This is a genomic window from Polycyclovorans algicola TG408, from assembly GCF_000711245.1.
GTDB lineage: Bacteria > Pseudomonadota > Gammaproteobacteria > Nevskiales > Nevskiaceae > Polycyclovorans > Polycyclovorans algicola.
Genome location: NZ_JOMH01000001.1, coordinates 3,432,580 through 3,454,584 on the forward strand (window position 1 = coordinate 3,432,580; position 22,005 = coordinate 3,454,584).

At 64.8% G+C, this 22,005-nt stretch carries 24 protein-coding genes; 9 read left to right on the forward strand and 15 right to left on the reverse strand.

Annotated features, from left to right (window positions below; genetic code table 11):
• Positions 1 to 450, reverse strand: coding sequence for an acyl-CoA thioesterase (locus U741_RS0116345; RefSeq protein ID WP_084154965.1), 450 nt, complete (start codon positions 448 to 450; stop codon positions 1 to 3).
• Positions 451 to 513: 63 nt separating this feature from the next.
• Here U741_RS0116345 and U741_RS0116350 point away from each other — a divergent pair, with 63 nt between their 5' ends.
• The 8 genes from U741_RS0116350 to U741_RS0116385 all read left to right on the forward strand — a co-directional run bounded on the left by U741_RS0116350 (position 514) and on the right by U741_RS0116385 (position 9,269).
• A complete protein-coding gene (locus U741_RS0116350; RefSeq protein WP_235200570.1) occupies positions 514 to 984 on the forward strand; it encodes an SUF system Fe-S cluster assembly regulator in 471 nt (156 codons plus the stop codon).
• Positions 985 to 999: 15 nt separating this feature from the next.
• The gene (sufB, locus tag U741_RS0116355) at positions 1,000 to 2,463 is read left to right on the forward strand and encodes a Fe-S cluster assembly protein SufB (protein ID WP_029891520.1); all 1,464 of its coding nucleotides are present in this window, start codon (positions 1,000 to 1,002) and stop codon (positions 2,461 to 2,463) included.
• Positions 2,464 to 2,508: 45 nt separating this feature from the next.
• The gene (locus U741_RS0116360) at positions 2,509 to 2,793 is read left to right on the forward strand and encodes a hypothetical protein (protein WP_029891521.1); all 285 of its coding nucleotides are present in this window, start codon (positions 2,509 to 2,511) and stop codon (positions 2,791 to 2,793) included.
• On the forward strand, positions 2,790 to 3,077 hold the full coding sequence (locus U741_RS0116365) for a type II toxin-antitoxin system RelE/ParE family toxin (RefSeq protein WP_029891522.1): 288 nt from the start codon (positions 2,790 to 2,792) through the stop codon (positions 3,075 to 3,077). The genes U741_RS0116360 and U741_RS0116365 overlap by 4 nt, the downstream gene beginning before the upstream one ends.
• Before the next feature lie 6 nt (positions 3,078 to 3,083).
• Positions 3,084 to 3,833: a Fe-S cluster assembly ATPase SufC gene (sufC, locus tag U741_RS0116370; RefSeq protein WP_029891523.1), complete on the forward strand. Its 750-nt coding sequence runs from the start codon at positions 3,084 to 3,086 to the stop codon at positions 3,831 to 3,833.
• Positions 3,830 to 4,855, forward strand: a complete 1,026-nt coding sequence (locus U741_RS18745; protein ID WP_029891524.1) for a SufD family Fe-S cluster assembly protein — start codon at positions 3,830 to 3,832, stop codon at positions 4,853 to 4,855. The genes sufC and U741_RS18745 overlap by 4 nt, the downstream gene beginning before the upstream one ends.
• The gene (locus tag U741_RS0116380) at positions 4,852 to 6,057 is read left to right on the forward strand and encodes an aminotransferase class V-fold PLP-dependent enzyme (RefSeq protein ID WP_029891525.1); all 1,206 of its coding nucleotides are present in this window, start codon (positions 4,852 to 4,854) and stop codon (positions 6,055 to 6,057) included. Before U741_RS18745 ends, U741_RS0116380 begins: the two co-directional genes overlap by 4 nt.
• 110 nt (positions 6,058 to 6,167) lie before the next feature.
• Positions 6,168 to 9,269 carry an EAL domain-containing protein gene (locus U741_RS0116385; protein WP_029891526.1) on the forward strand — a complete coding sequence of 1,034 codons (3,102 nt, stop codon included), beginning with the start codon at positions 6,168 to 6,170 and terminating at the stop codon, positions 9,267 to 9,269.
• A 44-nt stretch (positions 9,270 to 9,313) separates the two neighbouring features.
• Here the strand turns inward: U741_RS0116385 and recJ are convergent, their stop codons facing one another.
• The 10 genes from recJ to surE form a co-directional block, all read right to left on the reverse strand.
• A complete protein-coding gene (recJ, locus tag U741_RS0116390; protein ID WP_029891527.1) occupies positions 9,314 to 11,002 on the reverse strand; it encodes a single-stranded-DNA-specific exonuclease RecJ in 1,689 nt (562 codons plus the stop codon).
• Positions 11,002 to 12,123: a threonine synthase gene (gene thrC, locus U741_RS0116395; RefSeq protein WP_029891528.1), complete on the reverse strand. Its 1,122-nt coding sequence runs from the start codon at positions 12,121 to 12,123 to the stop codon at positions 11,002 to 11,004. Before thrC ends, recJ begins: the two co-directional genes overlap by 1 nt.
• Positions 12,124 to 12,140: 17 nt before the next feature.
• On the reverse strand, positions 12,141 to 12,566 hold the full coding sequence (locus U741_RS0116400) for a PIN domain-containing protein (protein WP_052378921.1): 426 nt from the start codon (positions 12,564 to 12,566) through the stop codon (positions 12,141 to 12,143).
• The gene (locus tag U741_RS0116405; RefSeq protein ID WP_029891530.1) at positions 12,563 to 12,916 is read right to left on the reverse strand and encodes an AbrB/MazE/SpoVT family DNA-binding domain-containing protein; all 354 of its coding nucleotides are present in this window, start codon (positions 12,914 to 12,916) and stop codon (positions 12,563 to 12,565) included. The genes U741_RS0116400 and U741_RS0116405 overlap by 4 nt, the downstream gene beginning before the upstream one ends.
• Positions 12,913 to 14,217: a homoserine dehydrogenase gene (locus U741_RS0116410; RefSeq protein ID WP_029891531.1), complete on the reverse strand. Its 1,305-nt coding sequence runs from the start codon at positions 14,215 to 14,217 to the stop codon at positions 12,913 to 12,915. The genes U741_RS0116405 and U741_RS0116410 overlap by 4 nt, the downstream gene beginning before the upstream one ends.
• Before the next feature lie 30 nt (positions 14,218 to 14,247).
• Positions 14,248 to 15,492: an alanine transaminase gene (gene alaC, locus U741_RS0116415; RefSeq protein ID WP_029891532.1), complete on the reverse strand. Its 1,245-nt coding sequence runs from the start codon at positions 15,490 to 15,492 to the stop codon at positions 14,248 to 14,250.
• A 92-nt stretch (positions 15,493 to 15,584) separates the two neighbouring features.
• Positions 15,585 to 16,493 (reverse strand): peptidoglycan DD-metalloendopeptidase family protein, encoded by a 909-nt coding sequence (locus U741_RS0116420; RefSeq protein WP_052378922.1) that lies wholly within the window; start codon positions 16,491 to 16,493, stop codon positions 15,585 to 15,587.
• Between the two features lie 2 nt (positions 16,494 to 16,495).
• A complete protein-coding gene (locus tag U741_RS0116425; protein WP_043110318.1) occupies positions 16,496 to 17,071 on the reverse strand; it encodes a YqaA family protein in 576 nt (191 codons plus the stop codon).
• Between the two features lie 4 nt (positions 17,072 to 17,075).
• On the reverse strand, positions 17,076 to 17,753 hold the full coding sequence (locus U741_RS0116430; protein WP_029891535.1) for a protein-L-isoaspartate(D-aspartate) O-methyltransferase: 678 nt from the start codon (positions 17,751 to 17,753) through the stop codon (positions 17,076 to 17,078).
• Positions 17,750 to 18,499 (reverse strand): 5'/3'-nucleotidase SurE, encoded by a 750-nt coding sequence (gene surE, locus U741_RS0116435; protein WP_029891536.1) that lies wholly within the window; start codon positions 18,497 to 18,499, stop codon positions 17,750 to 17,752. Before surE ends, U741_RS0116430 begins: the two co-directional genes overlap by 4 nt.
• 95 nt (positions 18,500 to 18,594) lie before the next feature.
• Between surE and U741_RS0116440 the strand changes: the two genes are divergently transcribed.
• Entirely contained in the window at positions 18,595 to 19,131 is a 537-nt protein-coding gene (locus tag U741_RS0116440; RefSeq protein WP_029891537.1) for a Smr/MutS family protein, read from the forward strand.
• On the opposite strand, the gene ispF is transcribed toward U741_RS0116440, so the two are convergent.
• The 4 genes from ispF to eno are packed head-to-tail and all read right to left on the reverse strand — an operon-like array spanning position 19,128 to position 21,945.
• Entirely contained in the window at positions 19,128 to 19,625 is a 498-nt protein-coding gene (ispF, locus tag U741_RS0116445) for a 2-C-methyl-D-erythritol 2,4-cyclodiphosphate synthase (RefSeq protein WP_029891538.1), read from the reverse strand. The genes U741_RS0116440 and ispF overlap by 4 nt on opposite strands.
• Entirely contained in the window at positions 19,622 to 20,329 is a 708-nt protein-coding gene (gene ispD, locus U741_RS0116450) for a 2-C-methyl-D-erythritol 4-phosphate cytidylyltransferase (protein ID WP_029891539.1), read from the reverse strand. The genes ispF and ispD overlap by 4 nt, the downstream gene beginning before the upstream one ends.
• Positions 20,326 to 20,619, reverse strand: a complete 294-nt coding sequence (locus U741_RS0116455; RefSeq protein WP_029891540.1) for a septum formation initiator family protein — start codon at positions 20,617 to 20,619, stop codon at positions 20,326 to 20,328. Before U741_RS0116455 ends, ispD begins: the two co-directional genes overlap by 4 nt.
• Before the next feature lie 12 nt (positions 20,620 to 20,631).
• Positions 20,632 to 21,945: a phosphopyruvate hydratase gene (gene eno / locus U741_RS0116460; protein ID WP_029891541.1), complete on the reverse strand. Its 1,314-nt coding sequence runs from the start codon at positions 21,943 to 21,945 to the stop codon at positions 20,632 to 20,634.
• Positions 21,946 to 22,005: the final 60 nt, after the last annotated feature.

Here is a 22,005-nt window from a genome sequence, read left to right on the forward strand (position 1 = left end):
TCAGGCCTCGACCGGTCGGTAGGCCGCGACAAACTCCGGCGGCATGCGTCGCGGTCGGCCGCTGGTCAGGTCCACGCAGACAAACGTGGTCATCGCCCGCAGCACAGTTTTGCGGTCCGCCAACCGAATGATCTGAAAGCCACGGCGCATCGACAGCCGCCCGTCGTTGGCATCGACCCAGGTGCCGATCAGCAGCGCCTCGTCCAACAGGGTCGTGGCGAGGTAATCGATCTCGTGGCGATGCACCACGCAGCCTGCACCGAGCTGCTGATAAGCCGCGAAGCTCAAACCCAGCGCTTCGGTATGCACCCACGCACAACGCTCCATTGCGCGCACGTACTCGGCATTGTTGGTGTGGGCAAAGTGATCGGTCTCCTCAGCCCTGACGGTCCAGGCCAAGGTGGCCTGAGGCGGCTTGACCCACGGCAAAGCGGCAATTGAAGCGGACATTTTGCGGTCACACCCCGACGGGGTTAAAATGAGGACTCATTCAGTCCTGATTGGATTGGCGTCATGTTGAAACTCAACAAGCTGGCCGATTATGCAACGGTGGTGCTGACCGCTTTGGCGACGGCGCCCACGCGGGTGCTGAACGGTCAGGCGTTGAGCGCGCAAACGCACATCCCGGCGCCGACAGTGGCCAAGGTCCTCAAGGCCCTGACCCGCGGCGGGCTGGTGACCTCCAGCCGCGGCCTGCACGGCGGGTATCAACTCGCGCACGCCCCTGACGCCATCACCGTCGCCGATGTGGTGCAGGCGCTGGAAGGTCCCATCGCCATTACCGACTGCGCGGTTCACGGCAGCGGCTGCGAGATCGCCGACGGCTGCCGCTCGCGCAAGGCCTTCAGGCTGATCGACAGCGCCGTCCGCGAAGCGCTTGCGTCGGTGACGCTTGCCGATATTCTTCGCGCCGAAAACGAAATACCGCTGCGCTTTCACTCCACGCTCACCACGCTTGGCGCCTCGCGTCAGGTCACTTCATAACCAGAGGATACGGTCATGACCGCAACTGCCGAAATCCAGGAACTCGTCAAGAAGCGTGTCTACAGCGCGGGCTTTGTCACCGACATCGAATCCGACACGGTGGCCCCTGGCCTCACTGAAGACACCATCCGCTTCATCTCGGCCAAGAAGGACGAGCCGCAATGGCTGCTGGCCTGGCGACTGAAAGCCTTCGCCAAGTGGCAGACGATGACGCCGCCCGACTGGGCACAGCTCAAGATCGAGCCCATCGACTACCAGGCGATTTCGTACTACACCTCGCCCAAGTCGATGGCCGACGGCCCGAAGACGCTGGACGACGTCGACCCCAAGCTGCTGGAGACCTACAACAAGCTCGGCATTCCACTGCACGAGCAGGAGCTGCTGGCCGGCGTGCAGGAGCGGCAGGTAGCAGTTGACGTGGTGTTCGACTCGGTGTCAGTCGGCACCACGTTCAAGAAGAAGCTGGCCGAAGCCGGGGTGATTTTCTGCTCGATCTCCGAGGCGGTGCGCGAACACCCCGATCTGGTGCAGAAATATCTGGGTACCGTGGTGCCGACCGGCGACAACTACTTCGCGGCGCTCAACTCGGCGGTGTTCACCGACGGCAGTTTCGTTTTCATTCCCAAGGGCGTGCGCTGCCCGATGGAGCTGTCCACCTACTTCCGCATCAACGAGCGCAACTCCGGGCAGTTCGAGCGCACCTTGATCATCGCTGAAGAGGCCAGCCACGTCAGTTATCTGGAAGGCTGCACCGCCCCGCAGCGCGATGAAAACCAGTTGCACGCGGCGGTGGTCGAGCTGGTCGCGCTCGACGACGCGCAGATCAAATACTCCACCGTGCAGAACTGGTACCCCGGTGACGAGAACGGCGTCGGCGGCATCTACAATTTCGTCACCAAGCGCGGCGACTGCCGGGGTGCGCGCAGCAAGATCTCCTGGACCCAGGTCGAAACCGGCTCGGCGATCACCTGGAAATACCCAAGCTGCGTGCTGCGCGGCGACGACTCGGTGGGCGAGTTTTACTCGGTCGCCCTGACCCATCATCGCCAGCAGGCCGACACCGGCACCAAGATGATTCACATTGGTCAGCGCACCAAGAGCACCATCGTCAGCAAGGGCATCTCGGCCGGTCACGGCCAGCAAACCTATCGCGGCTTGGTGCGGGTGCTGCCCGGCGCCAAGGGCGCGCGCAACCACACGCAGTGCGACTCGCTGCTGATTGGCGACACCTGCGGCGCGCACACCTTCCCCTACACCGAGGTGCGCAACCCCACGGCAGTGCTGGAGCACGAGGCGTCCACCTCAAAAATCAGCGAAGACCAGCTCTTCTATTGCCGCGCGCGCGGCGTGTCGGAGGAAGACGCGGTCAGCATGATCGTCAACGGCTTCTGCAAGGACGTGTTCAAGGAACTGCCGATGGAGTTCGCCGTCGAAGCGCAGAAGCTGCTGCAGGTGTCGCTTGAAGGGGCCGTCGGCTAGCCGACGCGCGCCTGTTACGCGAATCAACCCTAAGGACCGACCCCCATGGCCACACTGACCCTCACGCTCTCGGACGAACTGCTCAAGGCCTTCGAGGACAAGTACCCCGCCGCACAGCGCGATGAGGTGCTGGCGCATGCGCTGATCGATCTGGTGCAGGACGACCCTTACTCTGAAACGGCGTTTGCCGAAGATGAGCGGCGCTATCAGCGCTACGTGGAGACCGGCCACCACTTCACCACTGAACAGGTCATGTCCCGCCTGAAAGCGCAGCGTGATGCACTGAGAAGCCCGCAGGCAGCGGAACGCGACCCCGTTCAGTCACGATGACCACGGTTCACTGGGCAGAGGAAGCACTCGAAGACCTTGAACGCCTGCAGGATTTCTTGCTGCGGGAAGCACCGGATGCCGCCGATGCCGCCATGGCACGCATCGACAAGGCTGCCAATGTAGTGGCCGACTTCCCCGAGTTGGGGCGCCGCTACACATCTCAGCCGTCTGAACGTGAATTCCTTGCGGCCTTTGGGGCCGGGGCTTATGTCCTCCGTTACCGGCTCGGCCCGCAGGGCCAACCCATCATCCTCCGCGTCTTTCACAGCCGCGAACACCGATAAATGAACATGCTCGACATCAAAAACCTCCACGTCACCATCGACGACAAGCCCATCCTCAAGGGCATTTCACTCGCCATCAAGCCCGGTGAAGTACACGCCATCATGGGCCCCAACGGCTCGGGCAAATCGACGCTGTCGAACGTGCTGGCCGGCCGCGATGATTACGTCGTTACCCAGGGCAGCATCGAGTTCGAAGGCATCGACCTGCTCGAACTCGCGCCGGAAGAACGCGCCGTGGCCGGTATTTTTCTTGGTTTTCAGTACCCGGTGGAAATCCCCGGTGTGTCCAACCTGACGCTGCTCAAGGCGGCGCTCAATGCCCGCCGCAAGGCGGCGGGCCAGGGTGAAATCGAGCCCACCGACTTTCTCGCCTGGGTGCGTGACCGCGTGGCGAAGATGGGCATGGACGTGAAAATGCTGCAGCGCGGCGTCAACGAAGGCTTCTCGGGCGGCGAGAAAAAGCGCAATGAAATTCTGCAGATGTTGATTCTTGAACCCAAGCTGATGATTCTGGATGAGACCGACTCCGGCCTCGATATCGACGCGCTCAAGGTGGTGTCCGATGGCATCAACCTGATCCGCAGCCCAGAGCGCGCGGTGTTGTTGGTCACCCACTATCAGCGCCTGCTCGACTATGTGAAGCCCGACCAGGTTCACGTGCTGGCCGGCGGCCGCATCGTCAAAAGTGGCGGCGCGGATTTGGCGCTGGAACTCGAAGAAAAAGGTTACGGCTGGCTGGAGACGGCAGCAGCATGAGCTTCGCCACCCTGCCCTCGCAACTGCCGCCACAGCGCAGCGCCCGGTTACAGCAGTTTCTTGATCTGGGCTGGCCGCATCGCAAGCTGGAAGCCTGGCGCTACACCGACCTGGCACCCCTCGCCAAGCGCGACTGGGCGCTGCCGGATCTGCCTGCTGACGACAGCAGCCTGGCCGTGGATGCGCGCGACCATTTCGCGCTGCTCAACAGCGCCTTGGCGACGACCGCTGCGGCTGGCGACGCAGTCGCTGAACATGCCCAGGTTCACACCCAGGGCCGCGACATCGTTGCCGCAGGTCAAACCAATACGCAGGTGCTGCGCCGGGCAGGACAGATCGACGGTCTGCGCAGCCATTGGCATACGCTGGACGTGGCGCGTGACGCCACCGCACACCGAGTCTGGGTCAGTGACCCACAGGGCAACGGCCACGATCTGTCGCGGCTGACCGTCACCGTCGCCGAGGGCGCCACGCTGAATCTGGTGGTCGTGCATCTGGGCCGCGCCACCACGCGGCTGGAGCTGGACATTCACCTGCAAGGCCCGCACAGCGCTGCGCACCTGCACGTGCTCAGCCTGCCGGCTGCGGGTGCCTTCGACCTGCCGGTGAAGGTGCACCACGAAGCGCCGCAGGCGATCAGTCGCCTGACCCTGCGGGCCATTGGTCTGGCCAACACGCGCAGCAGCGTCAACGGTCATATCAAGGTGTACGAAGGCGCGACCAAGACCGACTCCGAGCAGCACATGGCCAGCCTGCTGCTGTCGCCCAAGGCCGAGATCAATGCCAAGCCCGACCTTGAGATTTACAACGACGACGTCAAGTGCGCCCACGGGTCCAGCTTCGGCCAGCTCAACGACGACGCGCTGTTTTACCTTCGTGCGCGGGGACTCAATGAAACGGTCGCTCGCGGGATGCTCACACAGGCGTTTGCCGAGCAGGTGCTGGCCCAGATCGGCGACGAGGCGCTGCGCGAGCAGCTCACCACGACCCTGTTGCAACGTCTCAACGAGGCATCGCCATGAGCCTTGATCTTGCATCCATTCGCGCACAGTTCCCGATACTCGCCGAGACGGTACACGGCAAACGTCTGGCATATCTGGACAACGCCGCGACCACGCAGAAACCGCTGGCGGTGCTGGACCGCATCGACCGCTACTACCGGCACGAGAACGCCAACGTACACCGCGCCGTGCACCTGCTGGCCGAACGTGCAACCAAAGCCTATGAAGGGGCGCGTGATCGCATCGCCAGCTTCGTCGGCGCCGACCGTGAAGAGATCGTCTTCACCCGCGGCACCACCGAGGCCATCAACCTCGTCGCACGCAGCTATCTGCAACCCATGCTTCAGCCCGGCGACGAAGTGCTGCTCACCGGCATGGAGCACCACTCCAACATCGTGCCCTGGCAGCTTGCGGGCGCCAAAACCGTGGCAGCCCCCGTGCGCGACGATGGCAGCCTGGATCTCGACGCGTGGCGGGCAATGCTCAACCCGCGCACCAGGCTCGTGGCCGTGGTGCAGGTATCGAACGCACTGGGCACGGTCAATCCGGTCGCCGAGATGATTGAGATCGCACACGCCGCCGGCGTGCCGGTGCTGGTCGACGGTGCGCAGTCATTGGCGCATTTGAAGCTTGATCTGCACGCGCTTGACGTCGACTTCTTCACCACCTCGGCGCACAAGGCCTTTGGCCCCACCGGCTTCGGCATGTTGTACGCCAAGCGCGAACACCTCGAGGCCATGCCGCCGTGGCACGGCGGCGGCGACATGATCGAGACCGTGGCCTTCGAGGGCAGCACCTGGAACGAGATTCCCTACAAGTTCGAGGCCGGCACGCCCGACATGGCCGGGGCCATCGGCTTTGCCGCGGCGCTGGATTGGATTGACGGCGTCGGTCTGGACACACTCATCGCCCACGAGGTTGACCTCACCGCCTATGCCACCGAGCAACTTGCCGGCCTGCCGGGCATTCGGGTGATCGGCACGGCCCCGGGCAAGGTCGGCGTGTTCTCGATGGTGATGGACGGCGCCCACCCGCACGATCTGGGTACCTTGCTCAGCGAATCGGGCGTGGCCGTGCGCACCGGGCACCACTGCACCATGCCACTGTGGCAGCGCTTCGGCGTGCCAGCCACGGCGCGAGCGTCGCTGGCGGTCTACAACGGTCACGACGACATCGATCAACTGGTCAGTGGGCTGAAAACGGCCCAGCGCCTGCTGGGCTGACACGCCGCCGTTAATCGGGCAATGGGCACCGGGCCGAATGAGCCCGCGTCCATCGCGGCGACCGTATGACATGATCGTCTGCAAACCCTTCTAAAACACTGCCCCCGCGCATGTCGTCAACCTCAGTGCCCCCGGTTCCAGAAGGCTCTGGCCTTCCCTGGTATCAACGGCTCCAGACCCAGTTCTGGCTGCTGTTTCTGGTGCTGATGGTCGTACTTGGCGGCCTCACCTACTGGCTGGGGCTGGTGCTGATTCGCGACACACTCTCAACCGAGTCCTTGCGCTACGAAACCGAAAGCGCGCGGCGCGTGCAGACCAGGCTCACAGCCTTGGCCGATCAGGCTGAGACCCTGGCGGCCATGATCAGTGAGTTGGCGGCGGTGGCCGGTGACCCCGCCAACCCCACCCCGGCCATTCCCGACATGGTCAATGCCGCCGACCCGGAAGAGCTGTTCACCGGCGTCGGCATCTGGCCGATCACGGCCAAAGGCCAGCCCCGCCGCAGTCAGCTTTGGCTACGCGACGATGATGGCAAGCTGGTGCCGCATGGCGACTACAACGATCCGCGCACCGTCCCTTTTACCGAGGCGGCCTGGTTCACACCCACTCGGTTCACCCCGCCTCATCGCTGCTACTGGTCGCCCGTGCGCCGCGAGCCACTGGTCGATCGCGCGCTGATCAGCTGCAGCGTGCCGTTGATGCGCGGCGGAGGGATGACGGGCGTCGTCACCGTTGCGATCAGTGTCAAGACGCTGGAACGACTGTTCGATGAGGCCTCGCAAGACACCCCCGGTTACAGCCTGCTCATCGATGGTGACCACCGCGTCATCGCGGCGTCCGAACGCCTGGTTACCGCGATGCGTGCGCAGCCCGTCGCCAACATGGCCGAGCTGGGCCAGCGTGTCACCGCCCTGTCGCCGCTGGCGGTCGAACTGTTCAACCGACGTCAGGCACAGTTGTCCGTGGTGACCCGTTCACCCGCCTACGATCCCAGTGCCATCACGCGGCTTGCCGCCGAAACGCGTGACTTCACCCGCAACGATGCCGAGCAGGCCACGGCCCAGCTCTGGTCGCGCCTCGGCGCCGGTGCCGAGGCGCCCGCGCCAGTGATCAGCCGCATCAAGCGCGACCCGATCGTGGGTAGCGACGCCAACGCCGTGGTGTTCGAGATGCCACAAACCGGCTGGACACTGGTCAAGGTCCGTGCCGCGCAAGAGGGCTTTTCGGGTGCCGGCTACCTGTTCAAACAGGTACTGGTGCTGACCGGCGGCGGCGTGGTGATTGCCCTGCTGCTCATTTCCGGGGCGCTGCGCGCACTGATCATCAACCCCCTCAAGCGTATTGCCGAGACCCTGTCGCTGCAGTCCGATGCCGAGTCGTCGCTGGACATCGTGCTCGACGAGTCGCGTCGTAACGAAGTCGGCGTCATTGCCCGCCTCTACAACGAGCGTACGCGCCACCTGCGTGAGTTGATGGACGGTGCGCTGTCGATGAAAACCCAGATGTCGCTGGAATCGGCACACCGGCGTGACCTTGAGCGGGCACTTGAGCGGGTCCGGGCGATCCATCTTGCGACCCTCGGCGCACTCGACGACGCCTGGGCGCTGCTTGACGTCGAAGGCCGTCTGACACAGGTCAACGCCGCCATGGAGGCGCGACTGGGGCACCGTCGGAACGAGCTGGTCGACCGCCTGGCCGATGAAGTCATCAGCCTGCAGGGCTACGACAAGCCGTTGGGGCACTGGCTGCAGCAGGCGCTCGAGCGGGGCCAGCCGCTGGAACTGCCCGGTGTTGGCACCTGGCTCAGCAACAGCGGGGATGCCCAGGTGGTCGTCCATCTGCACCCGGTCAAGCCGGCGCTGCAACGCCATGCCAGCCATGTGGTTCTGCTGCTGCGGTTGGCCGGCGATACCCCGGCCGTGCAGGCCAATGACGACCTCAGCCCGGTCAGCGGCCTGCATGGGCGGGGCAGCGCCGAGCGCCACATCAAACGCCTGTTGCTCAGCAATCCCGACACGGTGCACGCGGGCGCCCTGATCAATCTGGATCGCTTCGACGCCATCAACACCCAGCACGGCCAGTCGGCTGGGGATGAGTTGCTGCACCGCGTGGCACGTCGCCTCGAGGCCGCGATTGGCGGTGCCGGTGCGGTTTACCACCTCAAGGGCGACGAGTTTCTGGTGGTGCTGGAAGGCTTCGATGCCGACCGCGCACGGGTGCTGGTTGCCGCGGTATGCGCACAGCTCGTCGAGGCCAAGTTTCGCTGGTCGTCAAAAATGCTCAGCATCACCGCCAGCGCCGGCATTGCCGAGATCCATGCTGACAGCGAGCGTCCAGCCAGTCGCCTGCTCACCGAGCTGGATGCGGCCACTCAGGACGCCAAGCTGCGCGGCGGCAACACCGTCACAGTGTTCACCGCCGAGTTGTCACAGGCGCACAACCTGATCGACAGCCACCTTTGGACACGGCGCATCACCGCCGGACTTGAGGAGGGTCGCTTTCACCTCACCACCCAATTCATCGCCAACGCCAAGCCGTTGGACGCCGAAGGCGACGTGTTCGACATGCAGGTTGCGCTCGAGGACGAAGAGGGCTTCTGGGCTGACCCGTCAGTGTTCATGCCGGTTGCCGAGCGACTGCAACTCAGCCCGCAGATCGACCGCTGGATCGTCACCCAGACCCTGATTCACCTCGCCCAGAACCCCTCACGCCTAAAAACCGTCGGCCGTGTTCGCCTGCGCCTCTCGCCTGCCACCGTTGTCGACCCGGAGTGGCTGACGTTTCTGGTCGACGCCTTCGAGCGCCATGGGGTGCCTGCGGGGCAGATCTGTTTCGAACTGCCAATCCTCGACATTGCACGGCATCAGTCGGCGCTATTGCCGTTTTGCGACGCGATGCGTGCCATCGGCTGTCACCTGGCAGGCCCGCATCCTCTGATGCTGGCCGCCGCCGAGCGCAGCGGCTGGCGTCAACTGCAGCTGGACGAGCTGGTGTTCGATGCGAGCATCCTCGCTGGCCTGCAGACCGACGCCGCCGAGCGGCTGATGGCCGAGCAGGCGCTGCAATTGGCACATGTCCGCAAACAGCGGCTGCTGGTGCGCCACCTGCATGACCCGGACCTGTTGAAAGCCTGGCAGTTGCTGGGCGCCGACTACCTTGAAGGCGTCACGGTGGCGCGCTCTACGCCGATCCTGTTCAGCACCGCACGCTAGCTAGTGCGGCACTTCCAACAATTCATTCGTTCTGGCCGCGCGACTCAGCGCTCGACAGCCGCCACGACCATCAACTGCGGCGTGACCCGGTCGCGCCAGCGGTTAACGCCCAGGCGGTAAACGAAGCGAGCTTGACCGCCAACCGCCAGGGCGTGCTCGCCCGCGCCAAAGTGAACGGCGCCGAAGGTGCCCCCCTCCGGGTGCGCCAGGACGTAGCGCACATGCTGCTGATCGGCGCCCATCAGGCGCACCTCGGCGACGCGGAACACGCCGTCAAATTGAGGCTCGGGAAAGCCCTGCCCCCACGGCCCGGCCGCTTCCAGCGCGAGCGCTGCATCCAGCGTCAGCCATTCCGGCGGCAGCTCGCCGTCACTGTCAGTCACTTTCAACAAGGTGTCCGCGTCAAGATGCCGCGCGCAGGTTTGGTCAAAAGCGGTGCAAAAGGCCGGCCAGTCGGCCTCGGCGAGGCTCAGTCCGGCCGCCATGGCATGCCCACCGAAGCGTTCGATCAGACCGGGATGGGTGGCATCGATTTCGGCCAGCACATCACGCAGGTGCAGCCCAGGGATGGTGCGACCGCTGGCCTTGAGCATGCCCGGCGTCTGTGCGCGTGCGGCGGCAATCACCGGCCGGTGATGAACCTCCTTGATGCGCGACGCCACCAGCCCGACGATGCCTTCGTGCCATTCCGGCTCGAACAGACAGATCCCGGTCGCGGCGCTGTCGGCGCTGAGCGCGAGCGCGGTGTCGCGCATATCGGCCTCGACTGAACGCCGATCACGGTTGATCCCGTCGAGTTGCCGTGCCAATGCCGCCGCCTCGGCCGCATCATCGGTCAACAAACATTCAATGCCCGTGCGGATGTCGTCCAGCCGCCCCGCGGCATTGATGCGCGGGCCCAGCACGAAGCCCAGATCCTGCGCACTGAGATGTGCCGGGTCGCGTCCGGCGACGTCGAGCAGCGCCACCACCCCGGTGTGCCCCTGCCCGGCGCGCAACCGCCGTAGTCCAGCTTGGACCAGCACGCGGTTGTTGGTGTCCAGCCGCACCACATCGGCCACCGTGCCCAGCGCCACAAGGTCGAGCAACGGCGACAGACTGGGCACCGCGTGGCCCTCGTCACGCAGCCGGGCGCGAACGGCGGCCAGCAGGTAGAACATGACGCCGACGCCGGCCAGGTGTTTGGACGGATATGCGCAGCCCGGCTGATTGGGATTGACGATGGCGGCGGCAGCCGGCAGCGACGGCCCGGGCAGATGGTGATCGGTGATCAGCACCGGAATGCCGAGGCTTGCGGCGTGGGCGACGCCGGCGACACTGGAAATGCCGCTGTCGACCGTGACAATCAGCTCCGCACCCAGCGCCGCTGCGGCATCCACCAGCAGCGGCGACAGCCCGTAACCCATGCGGAAGCGATCAGGCACCACGTAATCGACATGGCGCGCGCCAAGCGCCCGCAGACCACGCACGCCCACGGCCACGCCAGTGGCACCATCGCAGTCGTAATCGCCCGCCAACACGATGCGCCGCTGCGCCTTGACCGCGCCCAGCAGCAGATCGGCCGCCGAATCAATGCCGCGCAACGGTGTGGGCGGCAGCAATGCCGCCAGTGGCAGATCGGCATCGGTGGCGGTGACCGCACCGCGCGCGGCATAGAGCCGGCGCACCAGCGGGTGCAAGGTGTCGGGCAGATTCGCCAGCGCATCAGCGGCCGGCGCGGGCCGACGGCGAATCACCCTTTCATGTGCGCCAGCAGCGCGCGCTCCACGGCGCTGCGTTCCGCCGGCACCTGGATCAGGCCTTTCAGGCCATCTTTCATGATGATGTCGGGGTCTTTCAGGCCGTTACCGGTGAGGGTGCAGACCACGGTGCTGCCCTGCTTGATCTTGCCGGCGCGGATATCGGCGATCACGCCGCACAGCGACGCCGCCGACGCGGGCTCGCAGAACACGCCTTCCTTCATGGCCAACAGACGCTGGGTGGCAAGGATGTCGTCATCGCTACAGGCGTCAAACCAGCCGCCAGATTCCTTCTGCACAACCCAGGCACGGTCCCAGCTTTGCGGGTCACCAATGCGGATGGCGGTGGCCACGGTCTCAGGGTCTTTGACCGGTCCACCTTGAATGAATGGCGCCGCACCGGTTGCCTGGTACCCGAGCATCACCGGACGGCTTGTCGTGATTGCCTTGGGGTTCACCTTGCACTGACCCTCGCAGAAGGCGCAGGCAGGGGTGCCCTCGCCGGTCAGTTCGGTGTAGCCGATCCAGTGCGCCGTGATGTTGCCGGCGTTGCCGACCGGCAGCGCGTGATAATCCGGCGCGCGACCAAGGCTTTCGGCAATCTCGAAGGCAGCCGTTTTCTGCCCCTGCAGGCGATACGGGTTGATGGAATTGACGATGGTCACCGGCGCCGTCTCGGCCACTTCCTTGACCAGGCGCATGCCATCGTCAAAGTTGCCCTTGATCTGTACCACCACCCCGCCGTGCACCACCGCCTGGGCGAGTTTGCCGAGGGCGATCTTGCCTTCGGGAATCAGCACGAAAGCGGTGATACCGGCACGCGCGGCATAAGCGGCTGCCGCCGCCGAGGTGTTGCCGGTCGACGCGCAGATGATGGCTTTGGCGCCTTCGTGTACGGCCTGCGTCACCGCCGCCGTCATGCCGCGGTCCTTGAACGAGCCGGTGGGGTTCAGGCCCTCGAACTTGACGTAAATCTCGCCTTCAAAACCGATTTCGTCGGGAATGTGACGCAGCTGGATCAACGGCGTGCGCCCTTCGCCCAGCGAAATGGCGCGCACCTCGGGGCCGAACGGCAGGCGGTCGCGGTAATGGTCAACAAGGCCGGTGTAGTTCATAAGGTCAGGGTTCGCAATCAGGATTCGGGCAACAGAATTTCGGGGTCGCCATGACGGGCGGCGGCGGCAAAGTGGCGAACATTCAGCGTGTAAAAGCGCTTGGCGCCCGCCTTTTTGGCGGCCACCAGGTGCAGATAGTCGTACACCGCGCCGCCGCGTACGCCTGCGGTGTGGGCTTGCAGGAGCGCCGCGTTGACTTCATCGGCACTCAGTTCGGTAAAACGCAGCCGTGGCCGGACGACCTCGTCAATCAACTGACTCGCCAGCGACGGCGGCGCGCGCCAGCTTTTACGGCCGCCCGTCAACGACGAAAAGGTCTCGGCAAGCGCATGCGTCCAGACGGTCAGCGACTTACGCGTCAACAGGTTGCAGCAGGCTGGATGATGGGGCTCGTCATTCAGCAGGGCGCCAACCAGCACCGACGTGTCCAGCGCCAGCATCATCGGCGCAGCCCACGCTGGGCTTGCTCCTCACGATCTTCTTGAACCGCAGCGGCAGCATCGACCTGGCTTTCACCCCGAAACCGAATGGCCTTGAAGCCGTCCTTCGTCACGACGACTTCGCAATCGTCATCGGCCAGCGTCAGCTCAATGCGACCGGCGACAATTTCAGCGGCGAAGCGAGCGCCGCCCTTGAGGTTCAGTCGCTCGCGCAGCGCCTTGGGCAGCACCAAGCGTCCGCTGGCGTCCATGGAAATGGCTGAAATCGTGGCATCTCTCATGGCAAATCTCGTGGAAGCAACAATGCCATTTTCGGCTTCGGAGGCATGATCGTCAACGATCAGCGCACTCAAGCCTCAAAGTGCTCCACCCGTATCCGCGCCAACTGCTCGCGCACGAACGGCAGCACTTCGATGCGCGCCACGGCGTCCGCGATGCGCTGGCCAGTGGTCTCGGAGGTGATCAGCGCCACGGTGGCGTCGTCACCCTCGCGCGGCTCGCGCTGCTGGATGGCCTCGATGCTGATGTCCAGTTCGGCAAACACCGAGGTGATGCCCTTGAGCACGCCGGGCGCGTCAGCCACCCGCAGCCGCAGGTAGAACGCGCTGGCGGCGTCCTGCGCCGGGTGAATGGTTACCGCCTTGAGCCCCACGACGGGCTGCCCCAACGGCGGGGCGATGCCGGCGCCGCTGCGACCCAGGTCGATGATGTCGGCGAGTACCGCCGAGGCGGTGGCCAGACGCCCGGCGCCCGCGCCGGTCATGCACACCGGGCCGGCACCGTCGCCGCGCATCAGCACGGCGTTGAGCACGCCATCCACCTTGGCCAGCAGATGCTCAGTCGGGACCAAGGTCGGGTGCACCCGCAGGCTCACGCCGCCATCGGCTTCGCGCTTGGCAATGCCGAGATGCTTGATGGCGTAGCCCAGCTCGCGTGCGATGCGAATGTCTTGCGGGGTGATGGCGCTGATGCCTTCAATCGACAGCGCATCGAAGTCCAGCGGGATACCGAATGCCAGACTGGCGAGGATGGTGAGCTTGTGCGCCGCGTCGATGCCTTCGATGTCGAAGGTGGGATCGGCCTCGGCATAGCCCAGGCGCTGCGCGTCGGCGAGTGCATCGGCAAAGGCCTGCCCCTTGCTGCCCATCTGCGTGAGGATGTAGTTCGACGTGCCGTTGATGATGCCGGCCAGCGCACTCACCTGATTGCCGACCAGCCCTTCACGCAGGGCTTTGAGCACCGGAATGCCCCCCGCCACGGCCGCTTCGAAGCCGATGCCCACGCCCGCTGATTCGGCTTGCGCGAGCAATTCGTTGCCGTGGCGTGCGATCAGCGCCTTGTTGGCATTGACCACCGATTTGCCGCGCGAGAAGGCGATTTCAGTCACCGCGCGCGCCGTCGTCTCGCCGCCGATCAATTCCACCAGCACGTCGTAATCACCATCACGTGCCAGGGCCATCGCGTCGTCGGTGACGGGAATGTCCGCAACGTTCACGTCGCGCGCTCGGGTCAAATCGCGCACCGCGATGCCGGTGATGCGCACGCTGCGTCCCAGCCGCGCGGCGATCACCTCGCCGTTGCGCTGAATCAATTCGACAACGCCCTGGCCAACGGTGCCAAGGCCAACCAGGGCCAGCTTGAGGGGTGCAGTCATGAACGTGAAAACTCTTGGTTAAAGCGGGTGTCAGGCAGTCGTGCCGACGCCCGCGTTGAGCAGCATGCGGCGAATGCCGCGCACCGCCTGGCGGGTGCGATGTTCATTCTCGATCAGTGCAAAGCGCACGTGGGTGTCGCCGTACTCGCCAAAGCCGATGCCGGGCGACACCGCCACATGCGCCTCGGCGAGCAACTTCTTCGAGAACTCGATGGAGCCCATGGCCTTGAACGGCTCGGGAATTTCGGCCCAGACAAACATCGTCGCCTTGGGCTTTTCGACCTTCCAGCCGATCTTGTTGAGGCCGTCGCAGAGCACGTCGCGGCGCACGCGGTACATCTCGCAGATTTCGGCCACGCAGTCCTGCGGGCCCTCCAGCGCGGCGATGGCGGCGACCTGAATGGGCGTGAACATGCCGTAGTCGAGATAGCTTTTGATGCGCGCCAAGGCAGCCACCAGAATGGGGTTGCCGACCATGAAGCCGACCCGCCAGCCGGGCATGTTGTAGCTCTTCGACAGGGTAAAAAACTCCACCGCCAGATCCTTGGCGCCGGGCACTTCGAGCACGCTGGGCGCCTTGTAGCCGTCGAACACGATGTCGGAGTAGGCCAGATCGTGAATCAGCCACATCTGGTGCTCACGACAAATCGCCACCGCCTTGACGAAGAAGTCCAGATCGACACACTGCGTCGTCGGATTGCCGGGAAAATTGAGGATGAGCATCTTCGGCTTCGGCCAGCTCTCCTTGACCGCGCGCTCCAGCTCTTCGAAAAAATCGACATCGGGCGTCATCTTCACGTGGCGCACATCCGCGCCCGCCAGCACCACGCCGTAGGGGTGAATCGGGTACGCCGGGTTCGGCACCAGCACCACGTCGCCCTGCGCCAGGGTGGCGAAGGCCAGATGCGCCAGGCCTTCCTTGGAGCCAATGGTGGCAATCACCTCGGTCTCGGGGTCGAGGTCGATGTCGTAGCGGCGCTTGTACCAGCGGCTCATGGCCCGGCGCAGTCGCGGAATACCCTTCGACACCGAATAGCGATGCGTGTGCACGCCCTCTTCGTTGTGCAGTTCGGGCTTGACGTAGTCGCTTTCGGTGCCGCGCACGCTGGCTTCCACCAGCTTGTCGACGATGTGCTTGGGCGTCGGCTGATCGGGATTGCCCATGCCGAAGTCGATGATGTCTTCCCCGCGCGCTCGGGCCGCCTTCTTCAAATCACCGACGATGTTGAAGACGTAGGGCGGAAGGCGCTGAATGCGGGGAAAGTTGGTGTTCACGAAGTCTGGCCGGGGTGGGTCGCGCCGCCCGATGTGCCCGGGCGACTTAGCCGCACATTATCACCCGGAAACTCAGGTTCCCGTAAGGGCCTCTAGCGGCTGGTGGGCAGGAATTTCGCCGGGTTGACCGGCTGACCGCGCTCACGAATCTCGAAGTGCAGCATGGGCCGTCGTTCTGGCCCTTCGCCCATTTCTGCAATGGGTTGCCCGACTTTGACCGTGTCGCCTTCCTTGACCAGGCGCTTGCTGTTGTGGCCATAAGCCGACAGATGAATCTCGTCGTGCTTGATGATCACCAACTCACCGTAACCGCGCAGCGCGTTGCCGCTGTAAACCACCTTGCCCGGCGCGGCGGCAATCACCGGCTGTCCGATGCTGCCGGTAAAAAACAGCCCTTTGCTGCCTTGGGCAGGGTTGTAGCCGCGCTCGATCGCCCCCTTGGTTGGCCAGGTCCAGCCAAGCTCGCTGAGTACCGGCGGCTTGTCTGGCGTATGAACCGCGGCCGGGGCGGCGGCAGGCGGTGCGGCCGCAACCGGCGGCGGGGTGGCGGCGGGGGCGGGGGCGCCACTCGGCAATGGTGCAGCGCCCACCGCTGAGCCCACCGGGCCGACGGCCAGCGGCACCGGGCGGCCACTGCCACTGCTCGACGGCGGCGGCGTCAACGGGGCACGGGCGGTCTCGCCATTGACCGGGGCCTCGGGCGCCGCGTCGTCGGGCGGCGTCAGGCGCAGCACTTGGCCGGGATGAATCAGAAAGCTGCCGTCAACGCCGTTCCATTCCGCCAGCTCACGAAAATCGACCTGCTTGCGAAAGGCAATGGAGTACATGGTGTCACCGGGCTGGACCAGGTACTCGGTCTCGGCGAGGCGACGCTCGGGGGCCAGTGGCTCGGTGGCTTCGACGCGGGTGCGCTCCGGCTGCGGCTTGGGTTCCCAGGTCAGCGCACTGGCACAACCTCCGAGTACCGGCACGCCGATCAGCAGTGCCCAGGCAAGGTTCATTCTCACATCAGCCATATCAGTCCTATTGCGACCAGCGCCAGCATCACCCAGCCAATCAGGTCAATGTAGCGCAGCAGGTGTTGCTCAAACGCTGGCCCCAGCAAGCGGGCGAGCCCGGCAACCAGAAAGAACCGCATTCCACGGCCTACGACCGAACCCACCATGAATGGCACCAGGGCCAGGTGGGCAGCGCCGGCCGACACCGTGAACACCTTGAACGGGATCGGTGTCAGCCCGGCCAGAAACATCGCCCAGAAACCGTAACGCTCAAACCACGCCGACGCCGTTTCATAGGCGTGCAACTTGCCCATGCGCTCGATCATGGGCAGCGCAAGGTCAAGCAGCCAGTACCCGAGTGCGTAGCCCACCAGCCCGCCGAGCACCGAGGTGACGGTGGTCAGCAGCGCCAGCTTCCACCAACGATGGGGCCGCACCAGCACCATCGGCGCCAGCATGATGTCGGGCGGAATCGGGAAGAACACCGACTCGGCCGCCGACAGTCCTCCCAGCCACCAGGGCGCACGTGGATGCCGTGACAGGTTGAGGGTCCAGTCGTACAACCGGCGAAAAAAATTCACCCGGTCACGCCTTTCCGCCCAGCAGCGGCACGAAACTCACTTGTGCAATGTCCTGCACCGAATAGCGCGTGATGCGCTTGTCCACCACCCGCAACACCTGCTGGCCCGGTGTGCCCACCGGCATCACCAGCCGCCCGTGCGGCGCCAGCTGCTTGAGCAACGCTTCGGGCACTTCAGCACCGGCGGCGGTGACCAGAATGCCGTCGTAGGGGGCGTACGGCAGCCAGCCCTGTGAGCCGTCGGCATAGCCGAAATGGACGTTGCGAAAGCCCATGCCCGACAGCCGGCTGCGCGCCTGCTCGCTGAGCGCGCGAACGCGCTCCACGGTGAAGACCGTGTCGCAAAGCTGGGCCAGCACGGCGGTCTGGTAGCCCGAGCCGGTGCCGACTTCCAACACCCGCGCATGGCGCTTGCCTTCGAGCAGGGTCTGGGTCATCAACGCCACCACGGCCGGCTGCGAGATGGTCTGTGCGAAGCCAATCGGCAGGGCCGACTGCGGCTCATAGGCGCGGGCATGAAAAGCGCCATCGACGAAACGGTGACGTTCCAACTGGCCCATGACCCGCAACACATCGGGATGGGTAATGCCCTGACGTGCCAACTCGTCAGCGAGCCGCTGTGCCGGCGAGCGACTGGTTGCGGCTTTGACGCCACTCACGTTCAGGGGCGCGCGATGGTTCATGCGCCGCGTATCCATTGCCCCAGCCGCTCACGCTGGCCGTGGTGGGTCAGGTCGACGGTCAGCGGTGTCACCGACACGTAACGGTGAACGATGGCATGGAAATCGGTGCCCTTGTCACAGTCGACCTCGGCACCGGCTGCCCCCAGCCAGAAGATGGGCCGCCCGCGCGGGTCCTTGGCGGGCGTCACGTTCTCGGACCTTTGTCGCGCACCGAGCCGGGTGATCTCGAAGCCGCGGATTTCGTCCAGCGGTACATCCGGCACATTGACGTTAAGAATGATGTCCGGCGGTAGCGGCACCTGCGCCAGCTGCGCCACCAGGCGCACGGTGATGGCCGCAGCGGTGGCGTAGTGCTGCGGCTCGTAAGACACGCACGACACGGCGATGGCGGCACAACCGAGGTGTCGACCCTCCATCGCCGCCGCCACGGTGCCCGAATACAGCGTGTCATCGCCGAGGTTGGCGCCGGCATTGATGCCCGACACGACAATCTCCGGCGGCTGCGGCAACAGCTTGGCCAGCGCCAGATGCACACAGTCGCTCGGCGTGCCGTCAACACACCAGAGCCCATCATCGTGCTGGTGCGCGCGCAGGGGGCGCATCAGGGTCAGCGAGTTGGATGCGCCACTGCGATTGCGGTCTGGCGCCACCACATCCAGCGTATGACCGGCATCGGTCAATGCGGCCCGCAGACTGCTCAGGCCCGGGGCTTGGCAGCCGTCGTCGTTGGATAAAAGAATACGCATGGTGGACAGCAGGAGGTGCGAACCGTAGTTTACCGGCAAGCGCGGGACATCGCGGTTTTGATGGAGCGCGACAACTCCGTTTGGCCCTTCATCACATGTCCACCTCCGACGAAGACCGACTGGCTTTTCTCGCCGCCATGGGCGACGTGCGCCTGCACCGCTCACGCCAGCGGGTCACGGTCAAACGCGTACCGCCCGCGCCGGTGGCCCGCAGCACCGAAGCCGACGAACGTGCGGTAATGCTGGAGTTGCTCAGCGGCCCGGTCGACATTGAAGAACTCGAACACGGCGACACCCTCAGCTACCGGGCGCAGGGCGTGCAGGAGGGTGTGCTGCGCCGGCTGCGCCGGGGTCACTATCGCATCGACGGCAATCTGGATCTGCACGGCTACAACCGCCATCAAGCGCGCCTGGCCGTGATCGATTTCCTCGCCGAGTGCCACGACCGCATGCGGCGCTGCGTGCGCATCGTCCACGGCAAAGGCAACGGCTCCCCCAACTCCGGCCCGGTACTCAAGGCCCACCTCGACAGCTGGTTGCGACGTCGCAAAGACGTGGTCGCCTTTTGCTCTGCGCCGCCGAACGACGGCGGCACCGGGGCGGTTTATGTGTTGCTGAGGGGGCGAACTTAGGGCCTGAAGGGTGCCAACAAGACCACCGCGTGTGCACTCAGCGCCTCCTTGCGGCCAATGGCATCAACGCCCTCATGCGTGGTCGCCTTGAGGTTGACTCGGTCGGTTGACACGCCCAGCAGCGGCGCCAGCCCGGCCACCATGGCGGTTTTATGCGGCGCGAGTTTGGGGGTCTGGGCGATCACCGTCAGATCGACGTTGACCACGGCGTATCCGGCATCGGTGACGGCCTGCATGATGGTTTTCAGCAGTTCGCGGGAGTCCGCGCCAGCGAAGCTGGGATTGTCGTCGGGGAACCATTCGCCGATGTCGCCGCGACCGATGGCGCCGAGCAGCGCGTCGCAGAGGGCGTGAATGGCGGCATCGCCATCGGAATGGGCAATGACGCGGTAGGCACAGGGGATGAACACGCCGCCCAAGGTGACCCCCTCGCCGGCTTCCAGCCGGTGCAGGTCAAAGCCGTGACCAATGCGCAAATCGAGCAGGCTGTTCATGCAGACTTACTCCGCTGCTGCAGCCAAAAAGCGGCCAGGGCCAAGTCTTCGGCATAGGTGATCTTGAGGTTGGCCGCCTGCCCCCAGACCAGTCGGGGCTGATAACCGGCCTGTTCCATGGCGCTGGATTCGTCAGTCACGGCGGCACCATCGACTGCGGCCAGTGCAGCATCCAACAGTCCCAGGCGGAAGGCCTGCGGCGTGAGCGCGCGCGCCAGTTCATCCCGCGGCATGGTCTGTTGCACTTGCTTCCAGTGGTGACGCTTGAGGGTGTCGGTGACCGGCAGGGCCAGCAACGCACCATCATCTCCTGCGGCCACGGCGGCTTCGATGACCGCGTCAATCTCCGCAGGACTGACGCAGGGGCGGGCGCCGTCATGCACCAGCATCAGCGTGTCGTCACGGGCACCCGCCGCGCGCGCGGCGGCAAGCCCGGCGCGCACCGATGAGGCCCGATCATCACCGCCGAGGGTCAACGTCAGCTTCGGATGACCGTGACAGGAGATCGAGACAATCTGCGGATCGTCCGCGGCATGGACCAGCACCACTGCATCGATACGCGGATGACCGACAAACGCCTCACAGCTCCAGCCGAGCACGGTGTTGTGCAGCAGTCGTTGGTGCACCTTCGGCCGCCCGGCACCGAAGCGGGTGCCTCGACCTGCCGCGACAATCACGGCCCAGACCGGCGGGGCGGCGCTCATTCGGCGCCGGGGGCTACCACCAGATAAAACGTCTCGCCATTGGCGATCATGCCCAGTGCGTTGCGCGCCCGACCTTCAATGGCCTGGCTGCCGGTGTCGAGGTCTTGGACTTCGGCGGCAAGTTGCGCGTTACGCAGGCTCAACTGCTCCAACTCCGAGGCCACGACCTTGACCTGTGTCTGCAAGGCCAAGGTATGGCTGATACCCCCCTCGGCCACCCACAGCCGCCACTGCAATGCCACCAGCATCAGCGCGAGGACGACCGTGACGAGGCGGCGTGGGTGGCGCATGGGGTGCGGGTCTTACAGGCCGACGGGAAACGCCCCGGCACCGGGATAGCGGGCCTGGCGGCCGAGCTGCTTCTCGATGCGCAGGAGTTGGTTGTACTTGGCCATGCGATCGGAGCGGCATAGCGAGCCGGTCTTGATCTGCGTGGCGGTGGTGCCGACGGCGATGTCGGCAATGGTGGCGTCTTCGGTTTCGCCGGAGCGATGGCTGACCACGCTGGCGTAGCCCGCATCGCTGGCCATCTGGATGGCCTGCAAAGTCTCGGTGAGCGTGCCGATCTGATTCGGCTTGATGAGAATGGAATTGGCGATGCCCTTGGCAATGCCTTCGGCCAGTATCTTGGTGTTGGTGACGAACAGATCATCGCCCACCAACTGCACCTTTTTGCCGAGCGCGTCGCTGAGCAGCTTCCAGCCCGCCCAGTCGTCTTCGGCGCAGCCGTCTTCAATCGAGATGATGGGGTACTGGCTGCACAGCCCTTCCAGGTAAGCCACAAACTGCTTGGCGCTGAATGTCTTGCCTTCGCCGCTGAGGTGGTATTTGCCGTTCTTGTAGAACTCCGAGCTGGCCACGTCGAGGCCCAGGTAGACATCCCTGCCGGCCTTGAAACCGGCCTGGTCGATGGCTTGCAACAGGCAGTCCAGCGCCGCGGCGTTGGACTCCAGATTGGGTGCGAAGCCGCCTTCATCGCCCACCGCCGTGTTCAGGCCGCGCGCGTGCAATACCTTCTTGAGCGTGTGGAAAATCTCGGCGCCGCAGCGCAGCGCTTCTGAGAAGCTGGCCGCGCCTACCGGCAGAATCATGAATTCCTGGATGTCGACGTTGTTGTCAGCATGCGCGCCGCCGTTGATGACGTTCATCATCGGCACCGGCAGGGTCACGCTGGAAATGCCGCCCAGATGACGATACAGCGGCATCAGGTTTTCGTCGGCGGCGGCCTTGGCGGCGGCGAGGCTCACCGCCAGCAGCGCGTTGGCGCCGAGGCGCGACTTGTTCTCGGTGCCATCGAGTTCAATCATCGCGGCGTCGAGCTTGGCCTGGTCTTGCGCGTCCATGCCCAGCACGCGGTCGGCAATTTCACCTTCGATGTTGGCCACCGCCTTAAGCACGCCCTTGCCGAGATAACGGCCTGGCTCGGCTTTTTTGCCCTTGACGGCCTTGGATGCACCGTCACGCAGTTCCACCGCTTCGCGCTTGCCGGTCGAGGCGCCGCTGGGCGACGCCGCGCGGCCACGCGCGCCTGAATCCAGCAGCACTTCGGCTTCAACCGTGGGGTTGCCGCGCGAGTCGATGATTTCGAGGGCGGAGATGTCGACGATTTGGGACATGGGTTCTCAAAAATAAAAATGATCAATACATCAAAAGCACAAAACAAAAGCATTCAACGC

Bases quoted from the DNA above. Each gene is read 5' to 3' on its own strand.
- thrC (WP_029891528.1), bottom strand. From the start codon at position 12,123: ATGAACTACACCGGCCTTGTTGACCATTACCGCGACCGCCTGCCGTTC.
- sufC (WP_029891523.1), top strand. From the start codon at position 3,084: ATGCTCGACATCAAAAACCTCCACGTCACCATCGACGACAAGCCCATC.
- U741_RS0116360 (WP_029891521.1), top strand. From the start codon at position 2,509: ATGGCCACACTGACCCTCACGCTCTCGGACGAACTGCTCAAGGCCTTC.
- U741_RS0116430 (WP_029891535.1), bottom strand. From the start codon at position 17,753: ATGAACCATCGCGCGCCCCTGAACGTGAGTGGCGTCAAAGCCGCAACC.
- U741_RS0116420 (WP_052378922.1), bottom strand. From the start codon at position 16,493: ATGAACCTTGCCTGGGCACTGCTGATCGGCGTGCCGGTACTCGGAGGT.
- ispF (WP_029891538.1), bottom strand. From the start codon at position 19,625: ATGAACAGCCTGCTCGATTTGCGCATTGGTCACGGCTTTGACCTGCAC.
- U741_RS0116410 (WP_029891531.1), bottom strand. From the start codon at position 14,217: ATGACTGCACCCCTCAAGCTGGCCCTGGTTGGCCTTGGCACCGTTGGC.
- U741_RS0116440 (WP_029891537.1), top strand. From the start codon at position 18,595: ATGTCCACCTCCGACGAAGACCGACTGGCTTTTCTCGCCGCCATGGGC.
- U741_RS18745 (WP_029891524.1), top strand. From the start codon at position 3,830: ATGAGCTTCGCCACCCTGCCCTCGCAACTGCCGCCACAGCGCAGCGCC.
- U741_RS0116385 (WP_029891526.1), top strand. From the start codon at position 6,168: ATGTCGTCAACCTCAGTGCCCCCGGTTCCAGAAGGCTCTGGCCTTCCC.
- sufB (WP_029891520.1), top strand. From the start codon at position 1,000: ATGACCGCAACTGCCGAAATCCAGGAACTCGTCAAGAAGCGTGTCTAC.
- U741_RS0116380 (WP_029891525.1), top strand. From the start codon at position 4,852: ATGAGCCTTGATCTTGCATCCATTCGCGCACAGTTCCCGATACTCGCC.
- U741_RS0116350 (WP_235200570.1), top strand. From the start codon at position 514: ATGTTGAAACTCAACAAGCTGGCCGATTATGCAACGGTGGTGCTGACC.
- U741_RS0116400 (WP_052378921.1), bottom strand. From the start codon at position 12,566: ATGATGCTGGCGCTGGACACGTCGGTGCTGGTTGGCGCCCTGCTGAAT.
- surE (WP_029891536.1), bottom strand. From the start codon at position 18,499: ATGCGTATTCTTTTATCCAACGACGACGGCTGCCAAGCCCCGGGCCTG.
- eno (WP_029891541.1), bottom strand. From the start codon at position 21,945: ATGTCCCAAATCGTCGACATCTCCGCCCTCGAAATCATCGACTCGCGC.
- ispD (WP_029891539.1), bottom strand. From the start codon at position 20,329: ATGAGCGCCGCCCCGCCGGTCTGGGCCGTGATTGTCGCGGCAGGTCGA.
- U741_RS0116345 (WP_084154965.1), bottom strand. From the start codon at position 450: ATGTCCGCTTCAATTGCCGCTTTGCCGTGGGTCAAGCCGCCTCAGGCC.
- U741_RS0116455 (WP_029891540.1), bottom strand. From the start codon at position 20,619: ATGCGCCACCCACGCCGCCTCGTCACGGTCGTCCTCGCGCTGATGCTG.
- U741_RS0116365 (WP_029891522.1), top strand. From the start codon at position 2,790: ATGACCACGGTTCACTGGGCAGAGGAAGCACTCGAAGACCTTGAACGC.